We start from the raw sequence: 21,287 nt of genomic DNA, 5'->3' as shown, positions 1-21,287 counted from the left end.
TCCTGTATTGTGCCGTGCATGACTTCCACGCTCACCTCGCCGTCGGCCGACCGCTCCGTGTCCGCGCGGTCCGGCGACGTGCCCCGGCGGCGTACGCGGCTCCTCGCACTGCCGGAGGTTCGCTGGGCCGCCGCGGCCACCGTGCTGTTCCTGCTCGCGCTGCCCCTGCAACTCGCCGGAGCACCCGCCTGGACCTGGGGCCCGTTGTACGCGCTGTCGTACGCCACCGGTGGCTGGGAGCCCGGCTGGGAGGGGCTCAAGGCGCTCAAGGACAAGACCCTCGACGTCGATCTGCTGATGGTCGTCGCCGCGCTCGGCGCCGCCTCGATCGGGCAGGTGATGGACGGCGCCCTGCTGATCGTCATCTTCGCGACCTCGGGTGCCCTGGAGGCGCTCGCCACCGCCCGCACCGCCGACTCGGTACGCGGACTGCTCGACCTCGCCCCCGCCACCGCCACCCGCATCGGCCCCGACGGCACCGAACAGACCCTCCCCGTCGAGGAGTTGGCGGTCGGCGACACCGTCCTCGTACGGCCCGGCGAGCGCGTCGGAGCCGACGGACGGGTGTTGGACGGCGCCAGTGAGGTGGACCAGGCGACCATCACCGGCGAACCGCTCCCCGCGGCGAAGGAACCGGGCGACGAAGTGTTCGCCGGCACCCTCAACGGCACCGGCGCCCTGCGCGTCCGGGTCGAACGCGACGCCTCCGACTCCGTGATCGCCCGGATCGTGCGGATGGTGCAGGAGGCGTCCGAGACCAAGGCACCCACTCAGCTGTTCATCGAGAAGGTCGAACAGCGCTATTCGCTGGGCATGGTGGCCGCGACCCTCGCCGTGTTCGCCGTCCCGCTCGCCTTCGGCGAGGCGTTCTCCGAAGCCCTGCTGCGCGCCATGACCTTCATGATCGTGGCCTCGCCCTGCGCGGTGGTCCTGGCCACCATGCCGCCCCTGCTGTCGGCCATCGCCAACGCCGGCCGACACGGTGTCCTGGTCAAGTCGGCGGTGGCGATGGAACGCCTCGGCCAGGTCGACGCCGTCGCGCTGGACAAGACCGGCACCCTCACCGAGGGCACGCCGCGCGTCACCGACGTACGGCCGCTGCCCGGAAGCGGCCTGGACGAGGACGAGTTGCTGACGCTCGCGGCGGGCGCCGAGCACCCCAGCGAACACCCGCTGGCCCGGGCCGTGGTGGCCGCGGCACACGAGCGTCGCCTCGCCCTGCCCGCCACACAGGACTTCGCCTCCGCGCCCGGGGTCGGGGTGAAGGCCCTCGTCAACGGCCGTACGGTCGAAGTCGGCTCCCCGGCCCGCCTGCTAGACCACGCCGACGGTGACGCGAGCCCGGTCGCCGCGCTCGCCGAGGAACTCGAGCAGCGCGGCCGTACCGCCGTCCTCGTGGTCGTCGGCGGCGCGCCCGCCGGAGTGCTCGGCATCGCGGACCGGCTGCGCCCGGACGCAGCCGCCACCGTCACCGCCCTCACCGCACTCACCGGAACCGCCCCGATCCTGCTCACCGGCGACAACCCCCGGGCCGCCGCACATCTGGCCGCCGAGGCCGGCATCGAGGACGTGCGTGCCGGACTGCTGCCGCAGGACAAGACGGGCGCGGTCAAGGAGTTGGAGGGCGCGGGCCGCAAGGTGATGGTGGTCGGGGACGGTGTCAACGACGCACCCGCCCTGGCCGCCGCCCACATCGGCGTCGCCATGGGCCGGGCGGGCTCCGACCTCGCCCTGGAGACCGCCGACGCGGTGATCGTCCGCGACGAACTCGCCGCCGTCCCCACCACCGTCGCCCTCTCCCGCCGGGCCCGGAAGCTGGTCGTGCAGAACCTCGTCATTGCCGGGGTGTTCATCGCCGGCCTCGTCACCTGGGACCTGGTCGGCACCCTTCCGCTGCCGCTCGGCGTCGCGGGCCATGAGGGCTCCACGGTCCTCGTCGGCCTGAACGGACTGCGCCTGCTGCGCGACGCGGCCTGGCAGCGGGCGGCGACCGACGCGACCGACTGAGGGAGCGGAGTCGGGAGGGGGCCGTCAGTGCTTTCCCGGCGCCGGGCCGCTGCTGCGGCGGACCACGAGGTCGACCGGGACCAGTGAATCGACCCGGGGCGGCTCGGCGGGGCCGTCGAGCCGGTCCAGCAGCAGGCGCAGTGAACGCGTGCCGATCTCGGCGAAGTCCGTGCGTACGGTGGTCAGCGGGGGCAGGAAGTGCGCGGCCTCGGGGATGTCGTCGTAGCCCACGACGCTGACGTCGCCCGGGACCGAGCGGCCGGATTCGTGCAGGGCGTGCAGCAGGCCGAGGGCCATCTGGTCGTTGGAGGCGAACACGGCCGTGACGTCCGGGCGCCGGGCCAGCTGCCGGCCCAGCTCATAGCCGGAGTCGGCGCTCCAGTCGCCGATCAGCGGGGCCGGGACCTCGGCGCCGGCCGCCTCCAGGCAGGCCTGCCAGCTGCCCGTCCGGTGGTCGGCGGAGGTCCAGCCGGTCGGGCCCGCGATGTGCCACACGGTGCGGTGGCCCAGCCCCAGCAGATGTTCGACGGCCTTGCGGGCCCCGGCCCGAGAGTCGCCGGTGACCTGCTGGGTGTCGACGTCGAGGCCGTTCTCCAGCACGACCAGCGGGGTGTCGAGGCGGGTGTCCGCCAGGGCCTTGCCCACCCACAGCTGCGGGGCGATGGCGATCACCCCGTCCGCGCCCTCCGCCGACAGCCGGTTCACCGCCTCGACCACGGTGTCCGGCTCGGCCGTGTCCAGTGCGATCGAACTCAGCAGGTAACCGGCCTCCTGGGCCGCGGTGTTGATCGCGGTGAGGATGGAGGCGGGACCGTAGCGGGCGGCGTCGAAGGAGATCACGCCGAGCATCCGGGTCTTGCCGCTGGCCAGCGATCTGGCACTGCGGCTCGGCCGGTAGCCCAGAGTCCGCATGGCCGCCAGAACCGTCTCGCGGGTCTCGGGCCGCACCGACGGATGGTCGTTGAGCACGCGCGAGACGGTCTGCTTGGAGACACCGGCCAGCCGGGCCACGTCGTCCATCACGGGACGCGAGCCCGCGAAGTTCCGTCTGCTGCGCCCTCTCGGAGCGGAGCCGTCGGCGGAGCTGCGGGTCATGATGGCTGTTTCCTCGACGTCGGCACGGCGGTGGTGTCCCGCCCCGGCAGACCCCAGCATAGGCAGGCCGGCGGGGCGGGATCCGGATGGGCGCCGCCTCAGCCCCGTGGTCGGACCGCCCAGGTACGGCTGCTGATCCACTCGGCACCTGTCACGGCAGCCGTCCGCGCCGCGTCCCCCGCGTCCTGCGGCACGTACACCCTGGCGTCGGCGTGCAGCGGCAGCACCCGCACCCGCAGCACCGCTCCCGCCGGGAGCCGTCCGATGTCCCAGACCCGCCCCGAGAAGAACTGGTCGGCGACCAACGCGTCCCCCACATACGCCCGCCCCACGTCCCCGCTCCACCGCAGCCGCAGGACGGTGCCGTCGGGGAGATCCTCCGGTACGTCGATGCGGTACTCGGCGGCCACCGTGTCGAAGTACTTGTCGGCAGGCGCGCTCGCCCGGTCCAGCACGCCGGTCGAGGGCTCGGGTGCCGGACCGGCAGCCCGGATCAGGGAAACCGGCGCCGGCACCGCAAGGGCCTCACCGCCGCCGACCCCGGTCCGGTAGCGGGTGAACACCCCGTCCGCCTCGCCGACCACCGTCTCACCGTCCACCACCAGCGGATGCTCCGGCGCGGGCAGCACGGCGAACGACGTCCGTGCGGCAGTGCCGTGCACCCGCACCTCGTCGTGGTCGAAGACGACCCCGTCCGCGCACAGCACCAGCCGCTCGGCGCCCCACGCCTCACCCCGGTAGACGGTACGAGCCGTCGCCGCGTCCAGCACCAGCAGACCGACCCGTCCGCCGTCCACCGCCTCCACCTCGACCAGCGCGTCCGTACCGGGCCGCAGACCGGTCACCAGGATCCGGCCGTCGACCTCGGCGATGTCCCCGGTGGGCGCGCTGACGGACGTCACCGTGCCCGAGTCCAGGGCGAGTTCGGGCGCGATGCCGTCGGTGGCGGCCAGCACCAGGACCGGACGGCCGTCCGGACCGACCGTGCACACCGGTTGCGCGGTCGCCCACTCCAGCCGCACACCGGCGACGTCGAGCCGCAGCGGCCAGCAGAAGTAGGCCCCCGCGGGCACGTTCACGGGCGAGCTGGGCAGTGTCAACGTCCCTGCATGGCCCGGGAATTCGACCGTGAAGGAGGTGTCCGGGCGGTCGGGCAGGGGTTCGTGCGGCTGGTGGTTGTTGACGAACAGCAAGCCCGAAGCGCCGTCCGTGCGGACCGCCCAGCGCAAGGTGTCCCGGTCGTGCTGGCCCTCAGGCCGATCCTCGGGCAGCACGGACTCCATGGGGGCGAGGAGATGGCCGAAGTCCGCCAACAGCAGGTGCTGGAGGCGCAGTTCGTCGTACGAGGGCCGGTACTGGCCGTACTCGCCGAGCGGTGCCTGGAAGTCGTACGTCAGGACGGGCAGGTCGTTGGGGTAGGCGGTGGCGTGGGACTCCTGGAGTGGGGACAGTTCCCCGGCCGGATTCGTGCCGCCGTGGAACATGTAGTAGCCCTGCCACACCGAGCCGCAGCCGATCTTGGTGAGCCCGAGCGCGCCGATGTCGGCGGCGTCGAGCCGCGGCCGCCGGTGGTACGCCACCGCCATGCCGCCGCCCAACTCGCAGGTGGCCCAGGGGAATCGGTCCGCGAGGGCGTCCGGGGTGCCGCCCCGGACGGTGGTCGGCCGCAGATCGGCGCCGATGCCCTCGTCGTCGCGCTGGTGGGTGAAGAAGAAGTGCTTGCGGCAGGTGTCGGGCCAGCCGCCGTCCGCCTCGGTCCAGAAAGCCTCGGGGTAGCCGCCGTACAGCGGGAGCAGTTCGTCGCCCGGGAGCTGGACACCGCCCCAGGCGGTCGACGTCCACATCGGCGCGCTCAGGCCGGCCTCCTGGGCGAGGCGCTTCAGCGTGCTCAGGTGGCCGGGCTGGTCGTAGAGCTCGTTCTCGATCTGGATCGCGATGATCGGGCCGCCGTTGCCGCGGTCGAGGCCGCGCAGCTGCTCGGCGATGGCCGTGAACCAGCCGCGCACCGGCTCCAGATACGCCGGGTCGTCGGTGCGGGGCGTGCAGTCGCGGGCCAGCAGCCAGTCGGGCAGGCCGCCGCCCCGGACCTCCGCGTGGGACCAGGGGCCGACGCGGGGGATGAAGTCCAGGCCATGGCGGGCGCACAGCTCGGCGAAGCGGCGCAGGTCGCGGTTGCCGTCGAAACGGACGCGGCCCTCGATCTCCTCGTGGTGGATCCAGATGAGGTAGGAAGCGACGGCGGTCACTCCGCCCGCCTTCATCTTCAGCAGTTCCTCCTCCCACTCCCCGGCCGGGTAGCGGGAGTAGTGGAACTCGCCGGAGACCGGGAACCAGGGGCGGCCCGAGCGGGTGAGCCAGCGGCTGGTCACCTCGATCGGGTCGGGCACGCCGGGCGCGTCGGCGAACGGGAGGTGACCCGTCAGCGGGGGAGCGGCGGGTGCGGGGATGCGCAGGTGGTGTGGGCGGGTCACCAGGTGTTCTCCGGTCCGAGGTCGGCGGCGTCGGTGAGCTGGGCGCGGGTGGCGGTGGTGGCGTGCAGTTCCAGGACGACGAGGTCGTTGGTGCCCGGGTGCAGGACCGGCGCGGGGACGTACAGGGTGTGCTGCGGGCCGCGGTTCCAGTAGCGGCCGAGGTGGAAACCGTTGATCCAGGCCTGGCCCTTGGTCCAGCCGTGCAGGGCGAGGAAGGTGTCCGCCGGGGTGTCGACGTCGAAGGTGCCGTGGTGGAAGGCGGGTTCGGCGGCCGTGGTCGCGTCCGACGGGGCGAACGGCACCGCGTCCAGGTTGTCCAGCGGCAGGGGGTGGCAGTCCCAGCCGCGCAGGGGGGTGCCGTCGAAGGCGACGGGGCCGAGGAGGCCCTTGGGGGCGCCGATGCGGGGGCCGTAGTTGACGCCGCCCATGTTCTCGACGAGGACCTCCAGCGTGGCGCCGGGGCGCGGCACGCGTACGGGGAGGGTCTCGTCGTGGCGTTCGCGTTCGAGGACCCCGACGGGGGCGCCGTCGACGAAGACCTGGGCGCGGTCGCCGACACCGCCCGCGAAGTGCAGCAGGCCGTCGCCCGCAGCCTCGAACGTGGTGCGGTACAGGGCGTAACCGGTCTGCAGGCCCAGGTCGTTCATCGTGGCCGGATCGTCGGCGCGGACCGGCTCGGCGAGGGCGGCTGCGTGCGCAAGGAGCGGGGCGCGGCGGTTCAACTCGACGGTGGTGGGCGGGAGTTTGGGAGCGGGCGTGGGAGCGGGCTCGTCGGGGACCGGTGCGTGGCGGGCGATGACCTCTCGGAAGGCGTGGTACTTGGGGCCGGGGTCGCCGCACTCGGTGAGGGCCGCGTCGTAGTCGTAGGACGTGATGGTGGGCTCGTAGGCGTACTTGTGGTTGGCGCCGTTGGTGAAGCCGAAGTTGGTGCCGCCGTGGAACATGTAGATGTTGACCGAGGCGCCCGCGGACAGCAGGCGGTCCAGGTCGGCGGCGGCGTCGGCGGCGTCCCGCACATGGTGGGGCCCGCCCCAGTGGTCGAACCAGCCGATCCAGAACTCCGCGCACATCAAGGGGCCCTCGGGCTGATGCCTGCGCAGCTCCGCCAGGTTCTGCTCGACCCGGCTGCCGAAGGTGGCCGTGGCCAGTACGCCGGGGAGGCTTCCGGCGGCCTGGTGCTCGGGGTTGGCCTGGTCGCAGGTGAAGAGCAGCTCCTCGACGCCCCGGGAGCGGAAGGCCTGTTCCAGGTGCTTGAGGTAGGCGGAGTCGTCGCCGTAGGCCCCGTACTCGTTCTCCACCTGTACGGCGATCACCGGGCCGCCCGCCGCGGCCATGTACGGCAGCAGCGGGGGCAGCAGGGCGTCGAGGTAGCGGTCGATCGCCCCGGTGAAGCGCGGGTCGCTGGTGCGCAGCCGGATGTCGTGGTCCGCGATCAGCCACGCGGGCAGACCGCCGTCGTCCCACTCCGCGCAGATGAACGGACCCGGGCGCAGCAGGACGTGCAGGCCCTCGTCGCGGGCGAGGCTGAGATAGCGGGGCAGGTCGAGGAAGCCGTCGAGGACGAGGGGTCCGTCCGGATCGGGCTGGTGGAGGTTCCACGGTATGTACGTCTCCACCGAGTTGAGCCCCATGAGGCGGGCCTTGCGCAGGCGGTCGGCCCACAGGTCGGGGTGGATCCGGAAGTAGTGCATCGCGCCGGAGATGATCCGGAACGGCTCGCCGTGCAGCAGGAAACCATTGGGGGACGTCGTCAGAGCGGACATACGGAAGCTTCCCTTCACCATGAAGTGCGTAGCTGGAGTGCGCAGCGGATTCAGCGAGTTCGGGTACTGCGGATCAGCCAGAGCGTGGCGGCCAGGCACAGTGCCGAGACGCCGGACAGCAGGAGCGGGACCGCGCGGATCCCGGACCACTCGATGGCCTTGCCCAGCGCCGGGCCCGCCACCACGCCGCCGACCATGGAGGCGGCGATGACCACCGCTCCCGCTCTGCGGGCCCGCGGGGCCGCCCGGTTGAGCCACGGCAGGCCGGTCGGGAAGATCGGCGCGATGAACAGGCCGACGCCGGCGTACGCGTAGGGGGCCAGCGCCGGGATCGTGGCGAGCAGCAGGCACACCGTCATGCCCGCGCACGAGACCGTGATGATGGCCTGGGCCGAGAAGCGCAGCGCGATCGGGGCGACCAGGAAGCGGCCGACCGTCATCATCAGCCAGTACACGGACGTGGCTGTCGCGGCGAATCCGGCGCCGTACCCGACGGTCTCCAGATGGGTCGGCTCCCAGCCGCCGACACCGGCCTCGATGCCGACGTGCAGCACGTACAGGGCGACGAACACGGCGAGCACGGAGCCGAGGCTGCGGGCCAGGACCTGGCCGCCGTACGACTCGCCGGACGCCTCGGGCGGCTGCGGCGCCCGGTTGCGTACGCCGCGCAGGCAGAGCAGCAGCGGCAGGTTGGCCAGCGCGAAGCCCAGGAAGACGGCCGGGTAGTGTGCGGCGCCGACCACGCCGATCAGGGCCGGGCTGAGGATCGCGCCGATGCCGAAGTGGGCGTGGAGGATGTTGAGCATGGCGGTCGAGCGGTGGCCGAAGCCGACGGCGAACAGCTGATTGAGGCCGTAGTCGATACCGCCGAAGCCGAGCCCGGCCAGCAGGGCCATGGCCAGGGCGGTCGGCCAGTTCGACGCCAGCGCCAAGCCGGCCGCGCCGACGGCCATCAGCAGATACGAGGCGCCCAGGATCCGCCGATTGCCGATCCGGCCGTAGAGCCGGTCGAAGAGCAGCACGCCGGCCACCCCACCGACGAAGTGCGCGCTCAGCCCGAGGCCGGCCGCCGACGGGGACAGGCCGAACTCCTCGCGGAAAGCGGGAATCGCGGGGCCGTACAGGGCCTGGAGAGCACCCATGAGCACGAAGCCCACGCAGGAGGCGACTACGGCGACGGGGCTGAAGACGCGGGGGTGCTGGGGTGCCGACGTCACTGTCATGGAGCTGGATGTTACCGGTAACATCTTGGCGCTCGTCAAGATCCGTGCCGCACTCTTCGGCAGTGGGTTTCCGGCGGGCGTATCTGGACTGCCAGTACAGGCTCTGGACGTGTAGTCTAGAAACGGCTCGGTGGACAGAAGGCCGAGCCGAGGGCGGACAGGGAGTGTGCGATGGCGGCCGAGCCGGCCCTGGAATCCGAGCGGGACGCGATCGTCGCCGCGCTGACGCCCGTCGTCGACGGGCTCGCGGCCACGTTCGGGCCGGTGTGCGAGGTGGTCCTGCATGACTACCGGCGGCCGGAGAAGTCCGTGGTCGCCGTGGCCGGTTCGGTGACGGGGCGGGCCGTGGGCGGGGCGATGAGCGAGATCGGCATGCGGATCGTCGCGCGCGGCGACGGGGCGGGCGACGAGCTCAACTACGTCACCAGGACCCGGGGCGGCAAGCTGGTCAAGGCGTCCACCATGGTGCTGCGAGACTCCACGGGCACCGTGTTCGGCGCCCTCTGCGTCAACCTGGACGTCACCGCCGTCAGTGACGCCCACGCCCTGCTCGGTGCCCTCGCCGGCATCGGCGGCGGTGGTGGCGGTGTCGGTGGCGCCTCGGCCGACGTGCCCGTCACCGCCTTCGGCAACGACATCGACTCCGTCGTCGACGCCATCCTCGACGCCCACCAGCTCCGGCAGAACGGCAGTTGGGCCGCTCTCGACCGCGCCCAGCGGCTGGAGCTGTTCCGTGGCCTGGACGAGCGAGGCGTCTTCGCCGTGCGGCGGGCGATCGAACAGGTCGCGGCCCGGCTCGGCATCTCCCGTGCCTCCGCCTACAGCTATCTGTCGCAGGCGCGCGCCGATGCCCAGGCGATGACGGAGCAGGCGGCGGGCCGAGCGACGAGCCGAGCGACAGGCCGCACCGCGACCGACATGACACCCCCTGGAGGAGACGCGTGACGACCACCACCCCGCCGGTCACCCTGGACGACGTCCGCGATGCCGCCGCGCGGCTCAAGGGCATCGCGCACCGCACGCCGGTGCTGCGCTCGCGGACGCTCGACGAACTCGTCGGTGCCGAGGTCTTCCTCAAGTGCGAGAACTTCCAGCGCGTCGGCGCCTTCAAGTTCCGCGGCGCGTACAACGCGGCCTCGCGGCTGACGCCGGAGCAGCTCACCCGCGGCATCGCCGCCTACTCGTCCGGGAACCACGCCCAGGCCGTCGCCCTGGCCGCCCGGGAACTCGGCACCACCGCGGTGATCGTCATGCCGGAGGACGCCCCGCCGTCGAAGCGGGCGGCGACCGTCGGCTACGGCGCCGAGATCGTCACGTACGACCGCTACACCGGCGACCGTGTCGCGATCAGCGAGGCGCTGGCAGCCGAGCGCGGCCTCGCCCTCATCCCGCCCTATGAGCACCCGCATGTCATCGCAGGTCAGGGCACCGCCGCCCTCGAACTGCTCGAAGAGGTGGGGGAGTTGGACGCACTGGTCACGCCGGTCGGCGGCGGCGGACTGATCGCCGGCAGCGCCACGGTGGCCAAGGCCCTGCACCCGGAGATCCGGATGATCGGAGTGGAGCCGGAGGCCGGCGACGACACCAAGCGATCCCTGGAAGCGGGGCGGCGCATCAGCATCCCGGTGCCGCACACCATCGCCGACGGACAGGCCCTGCACACACCCGGGGAGCTGACCTTCTCCGTGAACCGGCTGCTGGTCGACGAGATCGCGCTGGTCGGCGACGACGAGATCCGGGACGCGATGCGCTTCGCGTTCGAACGCTTGAAGATCGTCGTCGAGCCGAGCGGCGCCACCCCCCTGGCTGCCCTGCTCACCGGCCGGGCGGGTGCGCTGCCGCGCCGGGTCGGCGTGATCATCTCCGGCGGCAACATCGACGCCGAGCGCTTTGCCGAGCTCTGTGGGAAGCAGGCCTGAGCGGGCGTTCCCCGAATGGCGGCCCCGGATCGACGAGCGGACGATGGAGTGGTAGGGGGTCGGCCGCCGACGGCGGTGTCCAGGGTCGCCGGGGAGACCGGCCCAGGCCGCGGTGAACCGCGGCCGGAAGGGAGTGCGTCATGGTGTTGGAAGTGAAGCCCCTCGAAAAGCCGGACGAGCGGCGTGATTTCCCCCGCGGCCACCTCGAAGCCGTCCACATGACGGACCTCGATTTCGCCGTGGCGACCTTCGAGCCCGGCTGGCGCTGGACCGAGTCCGTGGCCCCGATCGCGGGCACCGAGACCTGTCAGATGCACCACAACTGCTACATGGTCCAAGGGCGTATGCACATCCGGATGGACGACGGCGGCGAACAAGAGGTCGGCCCCGGCGATGTCTTCGTCTGCTCGCCCGGACACGACGCCTGGGTCGTGGGCGACGAGCAGGTCGTGGTCTACGACTTCCAGGGACAGACGGCGAGGGAGTACGCGAAGTCGAAGTAGCGGCGGCACGCGTGGCACCGCGCGGCCCGCGCCGGCACCTCACACGGTGACGACGACCTTCGCGCGCGCGTGCTCCACCTCCACGTACCGGATCGCCTCGGCCGCCTCGCTCAGCGGATACGTCCGCTCGACGACCGGGGCGATCTTCCCGGACTCGGCGAGTTCGCACAGCGCGGCGAGGTTCGCCCTGCTCTGGTGGGCCGGGAGTTCGAGCAGCCGCTGGCGGGCGAAGGGCGCCGCCAACCGCCTCCTGAAGAAGAGCCCCATCGGTCCGACGGCGCTGCCGCCCTCGTACACGCCGCCGCCGGACAGTACGAGCGTGCCGGTGGGAGTGACCGCGCGCCGGAACTCGGCCAGCGAGTGGTTGCCCACCAGGTCCAGCACGACGTCGTACTGCCGGGCGCCCCGGGTGAAGTCCTCGCGTGTGTAGTCGATGACGTGATCCGCGCCGAGTGAGCGGACCAGGTCCACGTTCCTCGTGCTGCACACCGCGGTCACCTCCGCGCCGTAAGCCTTGGCGAGCTGCACGGCGAACGTGCCCACACCGCCCGAGGCGCCGTTGACCAGGACCGTCTGGCCCCGCTGTACCCGGCCCACATCCCGCAGTCCGATCAGGGCGGTGTTCCCCGCCAGGGGTATCGCGGCCGCCTGCTCGAAGGTCAGGTTGGCCGGCTTCGGGCCCACCATGCTGTCCTTGGCGCACACGAACTCCGCGAACGCGCCATCGGCCTCGCCGAACACCTCGTCGCCGGGCTTGAGCCCCATGACCCCGCTGTCCACCGCTTCCACCCGGCCGGCGAAGTCCCGGCCCCGGACCCTGGCCTTCGGCCTGGTGATCCCGAAGACCAGTCGGGCGATCTTCGGGTCGCCGTGCATCAGGTGCCAGTCGTAGGCGTTGACCGAGGCCGCGTGCACCCGCACCAGCACCTCGTCGGCCGTCGGCACCGGAGTGTCGAAGTCCTTGAACTCCAGCGTGTCCGCCGAGCCGTACCGGTCCTGAACCACTGCCTTCATGGGGTCCCCCTCTGTTTGTGGCGAGCGTACGGAACGCCCACGGAACCGGATATCGGGGATGAACCCTGATTTTCTCCGGAGCCGCCCCCGGCCTTGCCCGGAGAAAACCGATCGGTTTATCCTGGCTTCGGTGATGCGGAAACCGATCGGTTTCTCGTGTCTGTGTCGAAATACCTGTGCCTGTGTCGAAACACCCGGGAGAAACCCATGACCACCATCGAAGGCTCCGTCGCCCTGGTCACCGGCGGCAGCCGCGGCATCGGCCGTGCCCTGGTCGCCGCACTGTACGAGCGGGGCGCGAAGAAGGTGTACGCCACCGCCCGCGACCCGCGCACCGTCACGCACCCCGACGCCGTGCCGCTCGCGCTCGAGGTGACCGACCCCGCGTCCGTCGCCGCGGCCGCCGAGCGGGCGCAGGACGTCACCCTGCTGATCAACAACGCGGGAGCCTCGGTGAACGCGAACTTCCTGAACTCGCCCGTCGCGGACGTGCGGCGCGAATTCGAGACCAACTTCTACGGACCGCTCCTGGTCACCAGGGCCTTCGTCCCCGTGATCGAGCGCAACGGCGGCGGCCACATCCTCAATGTCCACTCCGTGCTGTCGTGGATCGGCCTCGCCGGCTCCTACAGCGCGTCCAAGGCCGCCTTCTGGTCACAGACCAACTCGCTGCGCCTCGACCTGAAGCCGCGCGGCATCGACGTCACCGGCCTGCACGTCGGGTACGTCGACACCGACCTGACCGCCGGCATCGACGCGCCCAAGTCCACGGCCGAGAGCGTGGCGGCACAAGCCCTCGACGGGATCGCCTCGGGCGCCTTCGAGGTGCTGGCCGATGACATCTCGCGGCAGGTCAAGGCGGGGCTGGCGGCCGATCCGGTCACCCTGTACCCGCAGCTCGCCGCCGTCTGATCAGCTCCTGATCGGCGCCTGATCACACCGGCAGCAGGCGCGCCACCAGCGCGCTGAGCTGCCGGGCGGTGCGGCACTCGTGCATCTCGACCAGCTCGGCGTAGGCGGGCGCGGCGGAGTCGCCCGTGCCCCAGCGGTCGCGCTGCTCGGGGTTCAACCAGTAGACGCGGCGCGCCTGTCCGGCGATCTGCCGTACGGCCGACAGGTTCGGGTCGCTCATGTTGGTGCGGGCGTCGCCGAGGACGAACACGGTCGTGCGCGGGCCGACCGCGTCGCCGTACCGCTCGGCGAACTCGCCCAGCGCCATGCCGTAGTCGCTGCTGCCGTGGTAGCCCGTGAGCGTGGCCTCCGTCTCGATGCGGGCACTGAGCCCCTCCGGGTCGGCGGTGCCGCGTTCGAGCAGCCCGGTCACCTCGTCGATCCGGTTGACGAAGGCGAACACGCGCACCTTGCTGAACTGGTCGTGCAGGGCCTGCACCAGCAGCATCGTGAAGTCCGAGAAGCCGGACACCGAGCCCGACACATCGCACAGCAGCACCAGTTCGGGGCGGACTGGACGCCGTCGGCGCAGCACCGGCTTCATGGGCACCCCGCCCGTCGACAGCGACCCGCGCAGGGTCCGCCGTAGATCGATCGAGCCCCGGGAGGCGCGGCGGCGACGTGCCGCGAGCCGGGTCGCGAGCTTGCGGGCGAGCGGTTGAACAGCCCTGCGCAGCTCGGCGAGTTGCGCCTTCCCCGCGAACAGGAAGTCGACCCGGTCGGCGGTCGGGGTCACCGCCCGCCGGGCGATCTCGTCGCGGCCGCGCCGCTCGGCGACCCGGCGTCGCGCCTCCGCCGACACCAGCGCCCGGAACGCCTCGATGCGCCGGCGGATCTCGTCCTCCAGCAGCCGGTCGGCGAACCCCGAACTGCCGCCCTGCGCCCGGACGTTGTCACGGACACGGGCGAGCAGCGTCTGTGGACGCAGTCGTTCGAGTGCCTGGTACGACGACCAGCCGTCCGACTCCGGCGAGGAACCGTAGCCACCGAAACCGTCGACCGCCTCGACGGCCAACCGGCCCATCATCACCTGGTCGTTGGCGGTGAGCGCGGCCGCCAGCCGTTCGCGCAGGTCGTCCCGTCCCGCGGCCTTCTGCTCCGGCCCGCCGACACCGCGCGGGAAGTACAGGTCGAAGACCGGGTCGAACACCTGCCGCTGGCCGGTGCCGTGCAACAGCGTCGCCGCCAGCCCCTCGCGCAGCAGCTCCCGGTCCGCGAGGCCGAGTGCCTCCACCGCCTGCGCCGCGTCCACCGTCTCGCCGGTACCGATCCGCACGCCGTGCGCGCGCAGCGCCCCGACGAGGGACGTCAGCCGCTCCGCGACACCGGCGGGCGTGGTCACAGGGCGTCCAGGGTGTCCAGGTCCAGCTTGGCGGACGCCTTGAGCACGTCGTCCTGGTGCTTGAGGAGGACGCCGAGGGTGGCCTGCACGACCGTCTCGTCCAGCGTGTCGGCGCCGAGCGCGAGCAGCGTGCGCGCCCAGTCGATGGTCTCGGCGACCGACGGCACCTTGCGCAGATCCATCGCCCGCAGCGCGCCCACGACCCGGACGACCGACCGGGCCAGCGCCTCGTCGAGCCCCGGCACCTTCAGCCGTACGATCCGGCGCTCCAACTCCTCTTCGGGGAAGCCGATGTGCAGGAAGAGACAGCGGCGGCGCAGCGCCTCGGACAGCTCACGGCTCGCGTTGGAGGTGAGGACGACGAACGGGCGGCGCGTCGCGGTGATGGTGCCCAGCTCGGGGACGGTCACCTGGAAGTCGCTGAGCACCTCCAGCAGCAGGCCCTCCACCTCGACGTCCGCCTTGTCGGTCTCGTCGATCAGCAGCACCTTGGGGTCGTCGCCCCGGATGGCCGTCAGCAGCGGGCGCGTGAGCAGGAACTCCTCGCTGAAGATGTCCGTGCGGGCCTCGTCCCACGTCTCGTCGCGGCCCGCGCTGATGCGCAGCAGCTGCTTGGCGTGGTTCCACTCGTACAGCGCCCGGGACTCGTCGACCCCCTCATAGCACTGCAGACGTACCAGCCGAGCCCCGGCGACCTCGGCGACGGCCTTGGCCAGCTCCGTCTTGCCGACCCCGGCGGGGCCCTCCACCAGGAGCGGCTTGCCGAGGCGGTCGGCGAGGAAGACGGTCGTGGCGACCGCGGGCGAGGCGAGATAACCGGTCTCGGCCAGACGTGCGGAGACGTCGTCGACGGATGTGAACAACGGGGCCTCCAGCTCGGCGGCGACAGTCGGGATACGTATCTAAGCGCTTGTTCACCCGATGATGCCACGGGGGTTCCGTGCATCGGAAGGTGGTATACCGATCGGTTTCCTCGCGTCCGGTGCCGAGGTAATCTCGCCCGTATGGCCACTGCAGACAAGGCGTCCACCAGGGATCGGCTCCTCGACGCGGCGGCCGAGCCGTTCTACCGCGACGGCGTCTCCGCCGAGCCCGCCTACCAGGGCTGCCCCTGTCTCGCCGCGCTGGTCGAGCTGAAGGACCCCGAGTATCCGGCGAGTGTGGTCGCGCGGGCGGCGAAGGAGCGGCTTGAGGGCTTCTTCCATGCGCAGGCCGAGCAGGGCGGGGCGCGGGATCCCGAACTGCTCGCCCGCCAGCTGATGCTGGTCTTCGACGGGGCAGCGCCCGGGCGGGCGCGAAGGTCGAGACGCTGGACGGGCTGGCCACCGCGACCGTGATCGCGCTGCTGGACGCGGCCGGCGTGCAGTGAGCGGCCGGCGTGAAGTGAAGGGAGGGCGGCCGCCGAAGCAGCCGCCCCTCGTCGCAGAGGTCCTTCTCGTGACGTCACCGTTCTCATGACGCCACGGCCACCGCCCCGACCGCCGGAGTGCGCAGCATCCGACGGGCCGTGACCAGGCTCGTCCCCAGCGTCACCGCCGCCGCGATCGCGGCCACCGCGGCCCCGATGCCGTAGGCCTCGCCCGGCAGCACCCCGTCGGTGCGGACCAAGGTGAACGGGACGATCCCGGCCAGCGCGGCCACCATGCCGAAGAGGACTCCGGTGACGGTCAGGATCAACGTCTCGGCGCCGACCGTCCCGAGCACCTGTCCCGGGGTCGCCCCCGCCAGGCGCTGCTGCCCGAACTCCCGGGCGCGGTAACTCGTCGCGGCGTACAGCGAGTTGACCAGCATCACACAGACGAACACCACGATGATGCCGACGACCGTGAAGTTGAGCGTCTCGAGGTTCTTGGCGTCGATCGACTTCGTCAGGCCCGAGGCCTCAACCGCGTCGCTCTCCACCGCCTGCATGGTGAGCGTGGCCGTGGCCACCGCAGTGAACAGGATCAGCGACATCAGGATCCCGGCCAGCTGACCGGCCCGCTCCCGCAGATTCCGTACGGCCAGCCAGCCGCTCGCCCCGCTCAGCGGCAGCCGGTCCAGCACGCCCTCCAGCAGCCGAGGTGCCATCAGCGCGAACCCCACCGACAGCAGGATCGCCCCATAGGCCGGCGGCGCCATCAGGGCCGCGTCCGTCGCCGAGAACACGAAGGTGGCGGAGACCGATGCCGCACCGCTGAGCAGCGCCGCGTACGCGAGGAACTTCCGTGCCCCGCCCCGCCGTTCGTGCCCGCGCGTCGCCCGCCGTACGGCGAGAAAGGCGGCGCCCGCCGACGCGAGCAGCGTGATGTCGATGCCCGTCATCAGGGCGATCGGGCCGAAGGAGTGGTCGACGGACTCGGCGACCTGACCGCTGTCCTGGAACACCTCCAGCAGCGCCTGCCCGCCCAGCATCGCCGGGCCTATCGCCAGCGCGGCGCCCACCAGGGCCACGACCACCGCCTCGCCGACCACCATTCGCTTGAGCTGCGCCGGAGTCGCCCCCGAGCAGCGCAACAGCTCCAACTCGGCGGCGCGCTGACGGACGTTGACCGTCAGGGTGGAGGCGACGGCGAAGAACACCAGCAGGGTGCCGTAGCCGCCGACGACGCCCGCCGCGGTGGACAGGGTCTCCGCGCTGGTCGGGTCGACGCCGTCCCGCGCCGCCGTGTCGTGCATCGAGTTGAACGTCATGATGATCGCCGCGCCCAGGAACGAGGACAGCAACGTCGCGAGGAACCGTCCGGGGCGGTGCCGTATCGACCGCATGGCCAGCAGGAACATCGCTCACACCCCCGTCGCCACGTGGTCGCCGAGGTGCGCGAGGCGTTCGGCCACCGCGTCCGCCGTCGGGGCGTCCAACCGGCCCGCCAGCTGGCCGTCCGCAAGGAACAGCACCGAGTCGGCGTAAGAGGCGGCGACTGGGTCATGGGTCACCATCACCACGGTCCGGCCGTGTAGCCGCACCGCCTGCTGCAGCAGCCGCAGCACGTCGCGCGCGCTGCGCGTGTCCAGGGCGCCGGTCGGCTCGTCCGCGAAGATCACCCGAGGCTCGGTCACCAGGGCACGGGCGATCGCCACGCGCTGCCGCTGACCGCCGGACAGCTGGCCGGGGCGGTGCCCGAGCCGGTCGCCGAGGCCGACGGACGTCAGCACCTCCTTGGCCCGCCTGCGGTCCACGCGCTGCCCGGCGAGCTTGAGCGGCAACACCGTGTTCTGCGCCACGGTCAGCGTCTGAAGCAGGTTGTACTGCTGGAAGACGAACCCGATCCGGCCGCGCCGGAACTTCGTCAGCTCCGCCTCGCCGCCCCCGGTCAGCTCGGTGCCGTCCACCCGCACGATCCCGCTGTCCGGCCGGTCGAGCCCCGCCGCGCAGTGCAGCAGCGTGGTCTTGCCGGACCCCGACGGCCCCATCACCGCGGTGAAGGTGCCCCGCCCCAGACCGAGGGTGACCCCGTCCAGAGCCGTCACGGCACTGTCGTGCGCACCGTAGGTCTTGGTGACCTTGACCAGCCGGAGCGCTTCGGCGGCGGGTCCCTTGTCGTGCGTGCGTCGCGAGCCTGCGCGAAACATCGTCATCACTCTCCGTCCGGCACTCCCTGTGCCCTGCCGAAGAAGCTACGGAGCGGGCGGCGCGACCACATTGGGCGCAGAACCCGTATTGCCGGGTGTACTCAGCGACACCCCGGACGTGGGGTCAGCCGCGTTCATGGCGTGCGCGTCGCGACAGAGGCCCGGTGGAGGTCGGGCGGAAGTCATGGCTCCGTGACGTCGGTGACCGGACTGGTGCCGTGCGGAGGCTTCCGGCCGGGATCCGGCACCGGTACAGCTTTCTCATGACGGACAACGGGGGACTGTCATGAGCGGGGGACTGTCATGACGGACAACGAGCGACGCCGCCACCCGTGGTGGCGGGGACTGCGGGAGTCGGTCCAGGGGGCCGACACCGAGTTGCGGCCCGAAGGGCTCAGGGAGGTCGTGCCGGCCGGATTCGACGGTACCTATGTGCAGTTCGGCGATCTGTATCCCGATCAGCAACTGCAACTGCAGCTTCTCTACGGCGCCTCGCAGCGCGCCTTCGAGCGCAGGACGCGCGTCTCGGCGCGGGTCACCGTGGTGCGGGTGCTCCACAACGCGCTGAGCGACCCGCGGCTCGCCGACGCCAAGCCCAACGAGCACCTGACCCAGTATCTCGACCAGGAGATCGCCGACTTGAGGGGCCGGCTGGCGCAGGACAGTGCGACCGCCGTCAGCCGGGGCCTCAACATCGGCCTGGCCGTCGGCTCGGTCGCGAGCCTCGCCCTGCTCGCCGGACCGCTGCTCTGGGGCGTCGACCTGCTCGGCGCCCTCGGCGTGACGCTGAACTGCACCAACCGCTGGAGCCTGCTCGGCGCGTTCGTGTGCGGCGGCGTCGGGGCGTTCGGGGCCGTGCTCAGTGTGCTGGTGCGGCTGCGGGGCAGCGTGGACCAGCTGGCGCGCCGACTGACCGACGGGAGTGCGGACATCGTCGTCCCCGGCCAGATGGCCCGCAGCATGCGCCACGAGGGCGTCTACCGCGTGTTTGTCGGCTGGATCCTCGCCCTCGCCGTCTACTTCCTGCTCAGCGGCGGCATCGTGCCGGTCTTCGAATCGCCCGCCACCGCGGCCGACATCTGCCCGGCCGCGGGGAGCCCGGGATCGGCCGCCAAGGGCACCGAGTTCTGGGGCTTCTGGTGCGCCATCGGCTTCGTGGCGGGCTTCAACGAGCGGTGGGCCTTCGGCATCCTGAGCCGCGACTCGACCAGGCGATCGGGGAAGAGCGGCTGATCCCGCTCAGGGCAAAGGGGTGCGGGGGAGATGCGGTGCTCACCACGGCAGCCGGCGCCGCACCCCTCGACGATGGTGCCGTGCGAGGTCGGCGCGGACGCCCCCCCCGAGGTTCGGCCGGCCCATGGCGCCCTCCGTGCACGGCCGCCGCCAGTCGGCGTACCGCATCCTGGCGGCGACCACACCCGGCCCCCGGACCACCCGGGGCCACCTAGTCCATGCGGGCCAGTTGGCCCATTCGGTCCGCCGGCCTACTCGGCCACCGGTCCGCCGGCCTACTCGGCCGCCGGCCCGCCGGCCCGCCGGCCCGCCGGCCCGCCGGCCCGCCGGCCTACCGGGCCTACCCGGCCCACCGGCCCACCGCGCCCACCGCGCCCACCCGGCCACCGGCCCACCGGGCCTACCTGGCCTCCGGGCCTACCTGGCCTCCGGGCCTATCCCGCCTTCGGGCCTACCCGGCCCGCCCGGGCCCACCGGGCTCCCAGCACATCGTCCTGCGGCCGCCCCCAGACCCACCGGGCGGAACACACGGATGGCCGCCTCGCACCTGTCGCCGTACGGCGACCCTGCGTCCCCCCCCACGACCGACCCGGACAGGGTCCGTGAGGAACGGATCCCCTTCGTCGACCGGCGGCCGTCGTGTGGCCCAGCCGGTGCGGGGAACTCGGCCGCCATGGACGATCACGGCCGCAGCCACACGTCGTACTGGATCGAGACGGCGCCGCCCGGCGACCTCGCACCCCCACCGGACGGTGACCTCACGGTCGAGGTCGCCGTGGTGGGTGCGGGCATCGCCGGGCTCAGCACGGCCTGGGAGCTGGCTCGGCGCGGCCACGGCGTCGCCCTGCTGGAGGCGGACCGGGTCGCGGCCGGCGTCACCGGGCACACGACGGCCAAGCTGAGCGCCCAGCACACCTTGATCTACGACCGGCTCCGCCGCACCCGCGGCAAGGAGGGGGCGCGTCTGTTCGCGGCCTCGCAGATGGACGCGATCCGGCACGCCGCCGAGACCGCGGACGCGCTCGGCGTCGACTGCGACTGGGAGGGCAGGGCGGCGTACACCTACGTCGAGGACGGCGACCGCACCGACGAACTGCGGGCCGAGGCCACCGCGGCCCGGGAGGCGGGTCTGCCCGCCGAGTACGTGACCGACACGGACCTGCCGTTCCCGGTCGCGGGCGCGGTCCGGGTCGAGGAGCAGGCGCAGTTCCACCCCCGTAAATACCTGCTGGCGCTGGCCGAGGACCTGCGCCGCCGGGGTGGCCGGGTGTACGAGCACACGCGTGTGGTCGGTCTCTCGGAGGGCGAGCGGTGTGTGCTCACGACCGAGGAGGGTGTGAAGGTGACCGCGCGCTCCGTCGTGGTCGCCACCCACTATCCGATCTTCGACCGGGCCCTGCTGTTCACCCGGCTCTCGCCCCGACGCGAGCTCGTGGTCACCGCTCCCCTCGAGACGGCCGCCGCTCCGATCGGCATGTACATCACCCCCGAGCAGAACACCCGCTCCGTGCGCACGGCACCTTACGGGGACGGCAAGCGCCTGCTCATCGTCACCGGAGAGCACTTCACCCCGGGCACCGGCGACGATGTCGAGGCGCGGTTCGACACCCTGTCCGCGTGGGCGGTGGAGCGCTTCGGAGACCTCGACTTCACGCACCGGTGGGCCACGCAGGACAACGACCCCACCGACTCCGTTCCCCTCGTCGGCCCGCTGCACCCCGGGAGCCGGCACACCTACGTGGCCACCGGCTTCGGCGGCTGGGGACTCGCGAGCGGCATCATGGCCGGCCGCCTGCTGTGCGATCTGATCACCGGCCGCGAGAACACGTGGAGCGACCTCTACGACCCGCGCCGCGTGACGTCCGTCCTGCGCGAGGGGAAGGACTTCCTCAAACACCAGGCCGACGTGGCACGCCACTTCGTCGGCGACCGGCTCCAGCACCTGCCGGGCCCCTCGGCCATGTCGGTGGACGAGATCGCCCCCGGCGACGGCGCCGTCGTCCACGTGTCCGGGAAACGCTGCGCCGTCCACCGCGACGAGGACGGGAAGGTGCACGCCGTCTCCGCGAAGTGCACGCACCTGGGCTGCCTCGTGGCGTTCAACCGCGCCGAACGGGCCTGGGAATGCCCGTGCCACGGCTCCCGCTTCGATCCGGACGGCCATGTGGTGCAGGGCCCGGCGGTGCGCCCCCTGGAGCAGCGGGACCTCTGAGA

The 21,287-nt window shown here is 72.2% G+C and carries 17 protein-coding genes; 8 read left to right on the top strand and 9 right to left on the bottom strand.

Annotation, left to right across the window (positions count from 1 at the left end):
• Positions 1 to 18: 18 nt before the first annotated feature.
• Positions 19 to 2,007: a heavy metal translocating P-type ATPase gene (locus tag EHO50_RS37755; protein WP_128436001.1), complete on the top strand. Its 1,989-nt coding sequence runs from the start codon at positions 19 to 21 to the stop codon at positions 2,005 to 2,007.
• A 24-nt stretch (positions 2,008 to 2,031) separates the two neighbouring features.
• Here the strand turns inward: EHO50_RS37755 and EHO50_RS37750 are convergent, their stop codons facing one another.
• From EHO50_RS37750 to EHO50_RS37735, 4 genes are all read right to left on the bottom strand, one after another.
• Entirely contained in the window at positions 2,032 to 3,102 is a 1,071-nt protein-coding gene (locus tag EHO50_RS37750) for a LacI family DNA-binding transcriptional regulator (protein ID WP_128435998.1), read from the bottom strand.
• 98 nt (positions 3,103 to 3,200) lie between these two features.
• Positions 3,201 to 5,573 carry a beta-galactosidase gene (locus EHO50_RS37745; protein WP_128435995.1) on the bottom strand — a complete coding sequence of 791 codons (2,373 nt, stop codon included), beginning with the start codon at positions 5,571 to 5,573 and terminating at the stop codon, positions 3,201 to 3,203.
• Entirely contained in the window at positions 5,570 to 7,336 is a 1,767-nt protein-coding gene (locus EHO50_RS37740; protein ID WP_128435992.1) for a beta-galactosidase, read from the bottom strand. The genes EHO50_RS37745 and EHO50_RS37740 overlap by 4 nt, the downstream gene beginning before the upstream one ends.
• A gap of 50 nt (positions 7,337 to 7,386) precedes the next feature.
• Positions 7,387 to 8,559: an MFS transporter gene (locus EHO50_RS37735; protein ID WP_128435989.1), complete on the bottom strand. Its 1,173-nt coding sequence runs from the start codon at positions 8,557 to 8,559 to the stop codon at positions 7,387 to 7,389.
• Between the two features lie 171 nt (positions 8,560 to 8,730).
• On the opposite strand from EHO50_RS37735, the gene EHO50_RS37730 reads away from it, so the two are divergent.
• The 3 genes from EHO50_RS37730 to EHO50_RS37720 all read left to right on the top strand — a co-directional run bounded on the left by EHO50_RS37730 (position 8,731) and on the right by EHO50_RS37720 (position 10,981).
• Entirely contained in the window at positions 8,731 to 9,504 is a 774-nt protein-coding gene (locus EHO50_RS37730) for a helix-turn-helix transcriptional regulator (RefSeq protein ID WP_246101772.1), read from the top strand.
• Positions 9,501 to 10,478: a threo-3-hydroxy-L-aspartate ammonia-lyase gene (locus EHO50_RS37725; RefSeq protein WP_128435986.1), complete on the top strand. Its 978-nt coding sequence runs from the start codon at positions 9,501 to 9,503 to the stop codon at positions 10,476 to 10,478. Before EHO50_RS37730 ends, EHO50_RS37725 begins: the two co-directional genes overlap by 4 nt.
• Positions 10,479 to 10,621: 143 nt before the next feature.
• Positions 10,622 to 10,981: a cupin domain-containing protein gene (locus EHO50_RS37720; RefSeq protein ID WP_128436159.1), complete on the top strand. Its 360-nt coding sequence runs from the start codon at positions 10,622 to 10,624 to the stop codon at positions 10,979 to 10,981.
• Positions 10,982 to 11,020: 39 nt separating this feature from the next.
• On the opposite strand, the gene EHO50_RS37715 is transcribed toward EHO50_RS37720, so the two are convergent.
• Complete coding sequence (locus EHO50_RS37715; protein WP_128435984.1) at positions 11,021 to 11,995, bottom strand: NAD(P)-dependent alcohol dehydrogenase; 975 nt, start codon at positions 11,993 to 11,995, stop codon at positions 11,021 to 11,023.
• 207 nt (positions 11,996 to 12,202) lie between these two features.
• Here EHO50_RS37715 and EHO50_RS37710 point away from each other — a divergent pair, with 207 nt between their 5' ends.
• Positions 12,203 to 12,907 (top strand): SDR family oxidoreductase, encoded by a 705-nt coding sequence (locus tag EHO50_RS37710; protein WP_128435981.1) that lies wholly within the window; start codon positions 12,203 to 12,205, stop codon positions 12,905 to 12,907.
• A gap of 22 nt (positions 12,908 to 12,929) precedes the next feature.
• Here EHO50_RS37710 and EHO50_RS37705 read toward each other — a convergent pair whose 3' ends face one another.
• Both EHO50_RS37705 and EHO50_RS37700 read right to left on the bottom strand, forming a co-directional pair.
• A complete protein-coding gene (locus tag EHO50_RS37705) occupies positions 12,930 to 14,288 on the bottom strand; it encodes a vWA domain-containing protein (protein ID WP_128435978.1) in 1,359 nt (452 codons plus the stop codon).
• Positions 14,285 to 15,151, bottom strand: coding sequence for an AAA family ATPase (locus EHO50_RS37700; RefSeq protein WP_128435975.1), 867 nt, complete (start codon positions 15,149 to 15,151; stop codon positions 14,285 to 14,287). Before EHO50_RS37700 ends, EHO50_RS37705 begins: the two co-directional genes overlap by 4 nt.
• A 141-nt stretch (positions 15,152 to 15,292) precedes the next feature.
• On the opposite strand from EHO50_RS37700, the gene EHO50_RS37695 reads away from it, so the two are divergent.
• The gene (locus tag EHO50_RS37695) at positions 15,293 to 15,625 is read left to right on the top strand and encodes a hypothetical protein (protein WP_425472351.1); all 333 of its coding nucleotides are present in this window, start codon (positions 15,293 to 15,295) and stop codon (positions 15,623 to 15,625) included.
• Positions 15,626 to 15,740: 115 nt separating this feature from the next.
• Here the strand turns inward: EHO50_RS37695 and EHO50_RS37690 are convergent, their stop codons facing one another.
• The gene (locus tag EHO50_RS37690; RefSeq protein WP_128435972.1) at positions 15,741 to 17,051 is read right to left on the bottom strand and encodes an FtsX-like permease family protein; all 1,311 of its coding nucleotides are present in this window, start codon (positions 17,049 to 17,051) and stop codon (positions 15,741 to 15,743) included.
• Positions 17,052 to 17,054: 3 nt separating this feature from the next.
• A complete protein-coding gene (locus EHO50_RS37685; protein ID WP_164905062.1) occupies positions 17,055 to 17,846 on the bottom strand; it encodes an ABC transporter ATP-binding protein in 792 nt (263 codons plus the stop codon).
• A 297-nt stretch (positions 17,847 to 18,143) separates the two neighbouring features.
• Between EHO50_RS37685 and EHO50_RS37680 the strand changes: the two genes are divergently transcribed.
• Positions 18,144 to 19,073 (top strand): hypothetical protein, encoded by a 930-nt coding sequence (locus tag EHO50_RS37680; protein WP_128435966.1) that lies wholly within the window; start codon positions 18,144 to 18,146, stop codon positions 19,071 to 19,073.
• A 673-nt stretch (positions 19,074 to 19,746) separates the two neighbouring features.
• Positions 19,747 to 21,285 carry an FAD-dependent oxidoreductase gene (locus EHO50_RS37675; protein ID WP_128435963.1) on the top strand — a complete coding sequence of 513 codons (1,539 nt, stop codon included), beginning with the start codon at positions 19,747 to 19,749 and terminating at the stop codon, positions 21,283 to 21,285.
• Positions 21,286 to 21,287 lie beyond the last annotated feature (2 nt).

The sequence above is a fragment of the Streptomyces cyaneus genome, from assembly GCF_004028635.1.
GTDB classification, from domain to species: Bacteria; Actinomycetota; Actinomycetes; order Streptomycetales; family Streptomycetaceae; genus Streptomyces; species Streptomyces cyaneus.
This window is presented reverse-complemented; position numbering and strand designations above follow the sequence as displayed.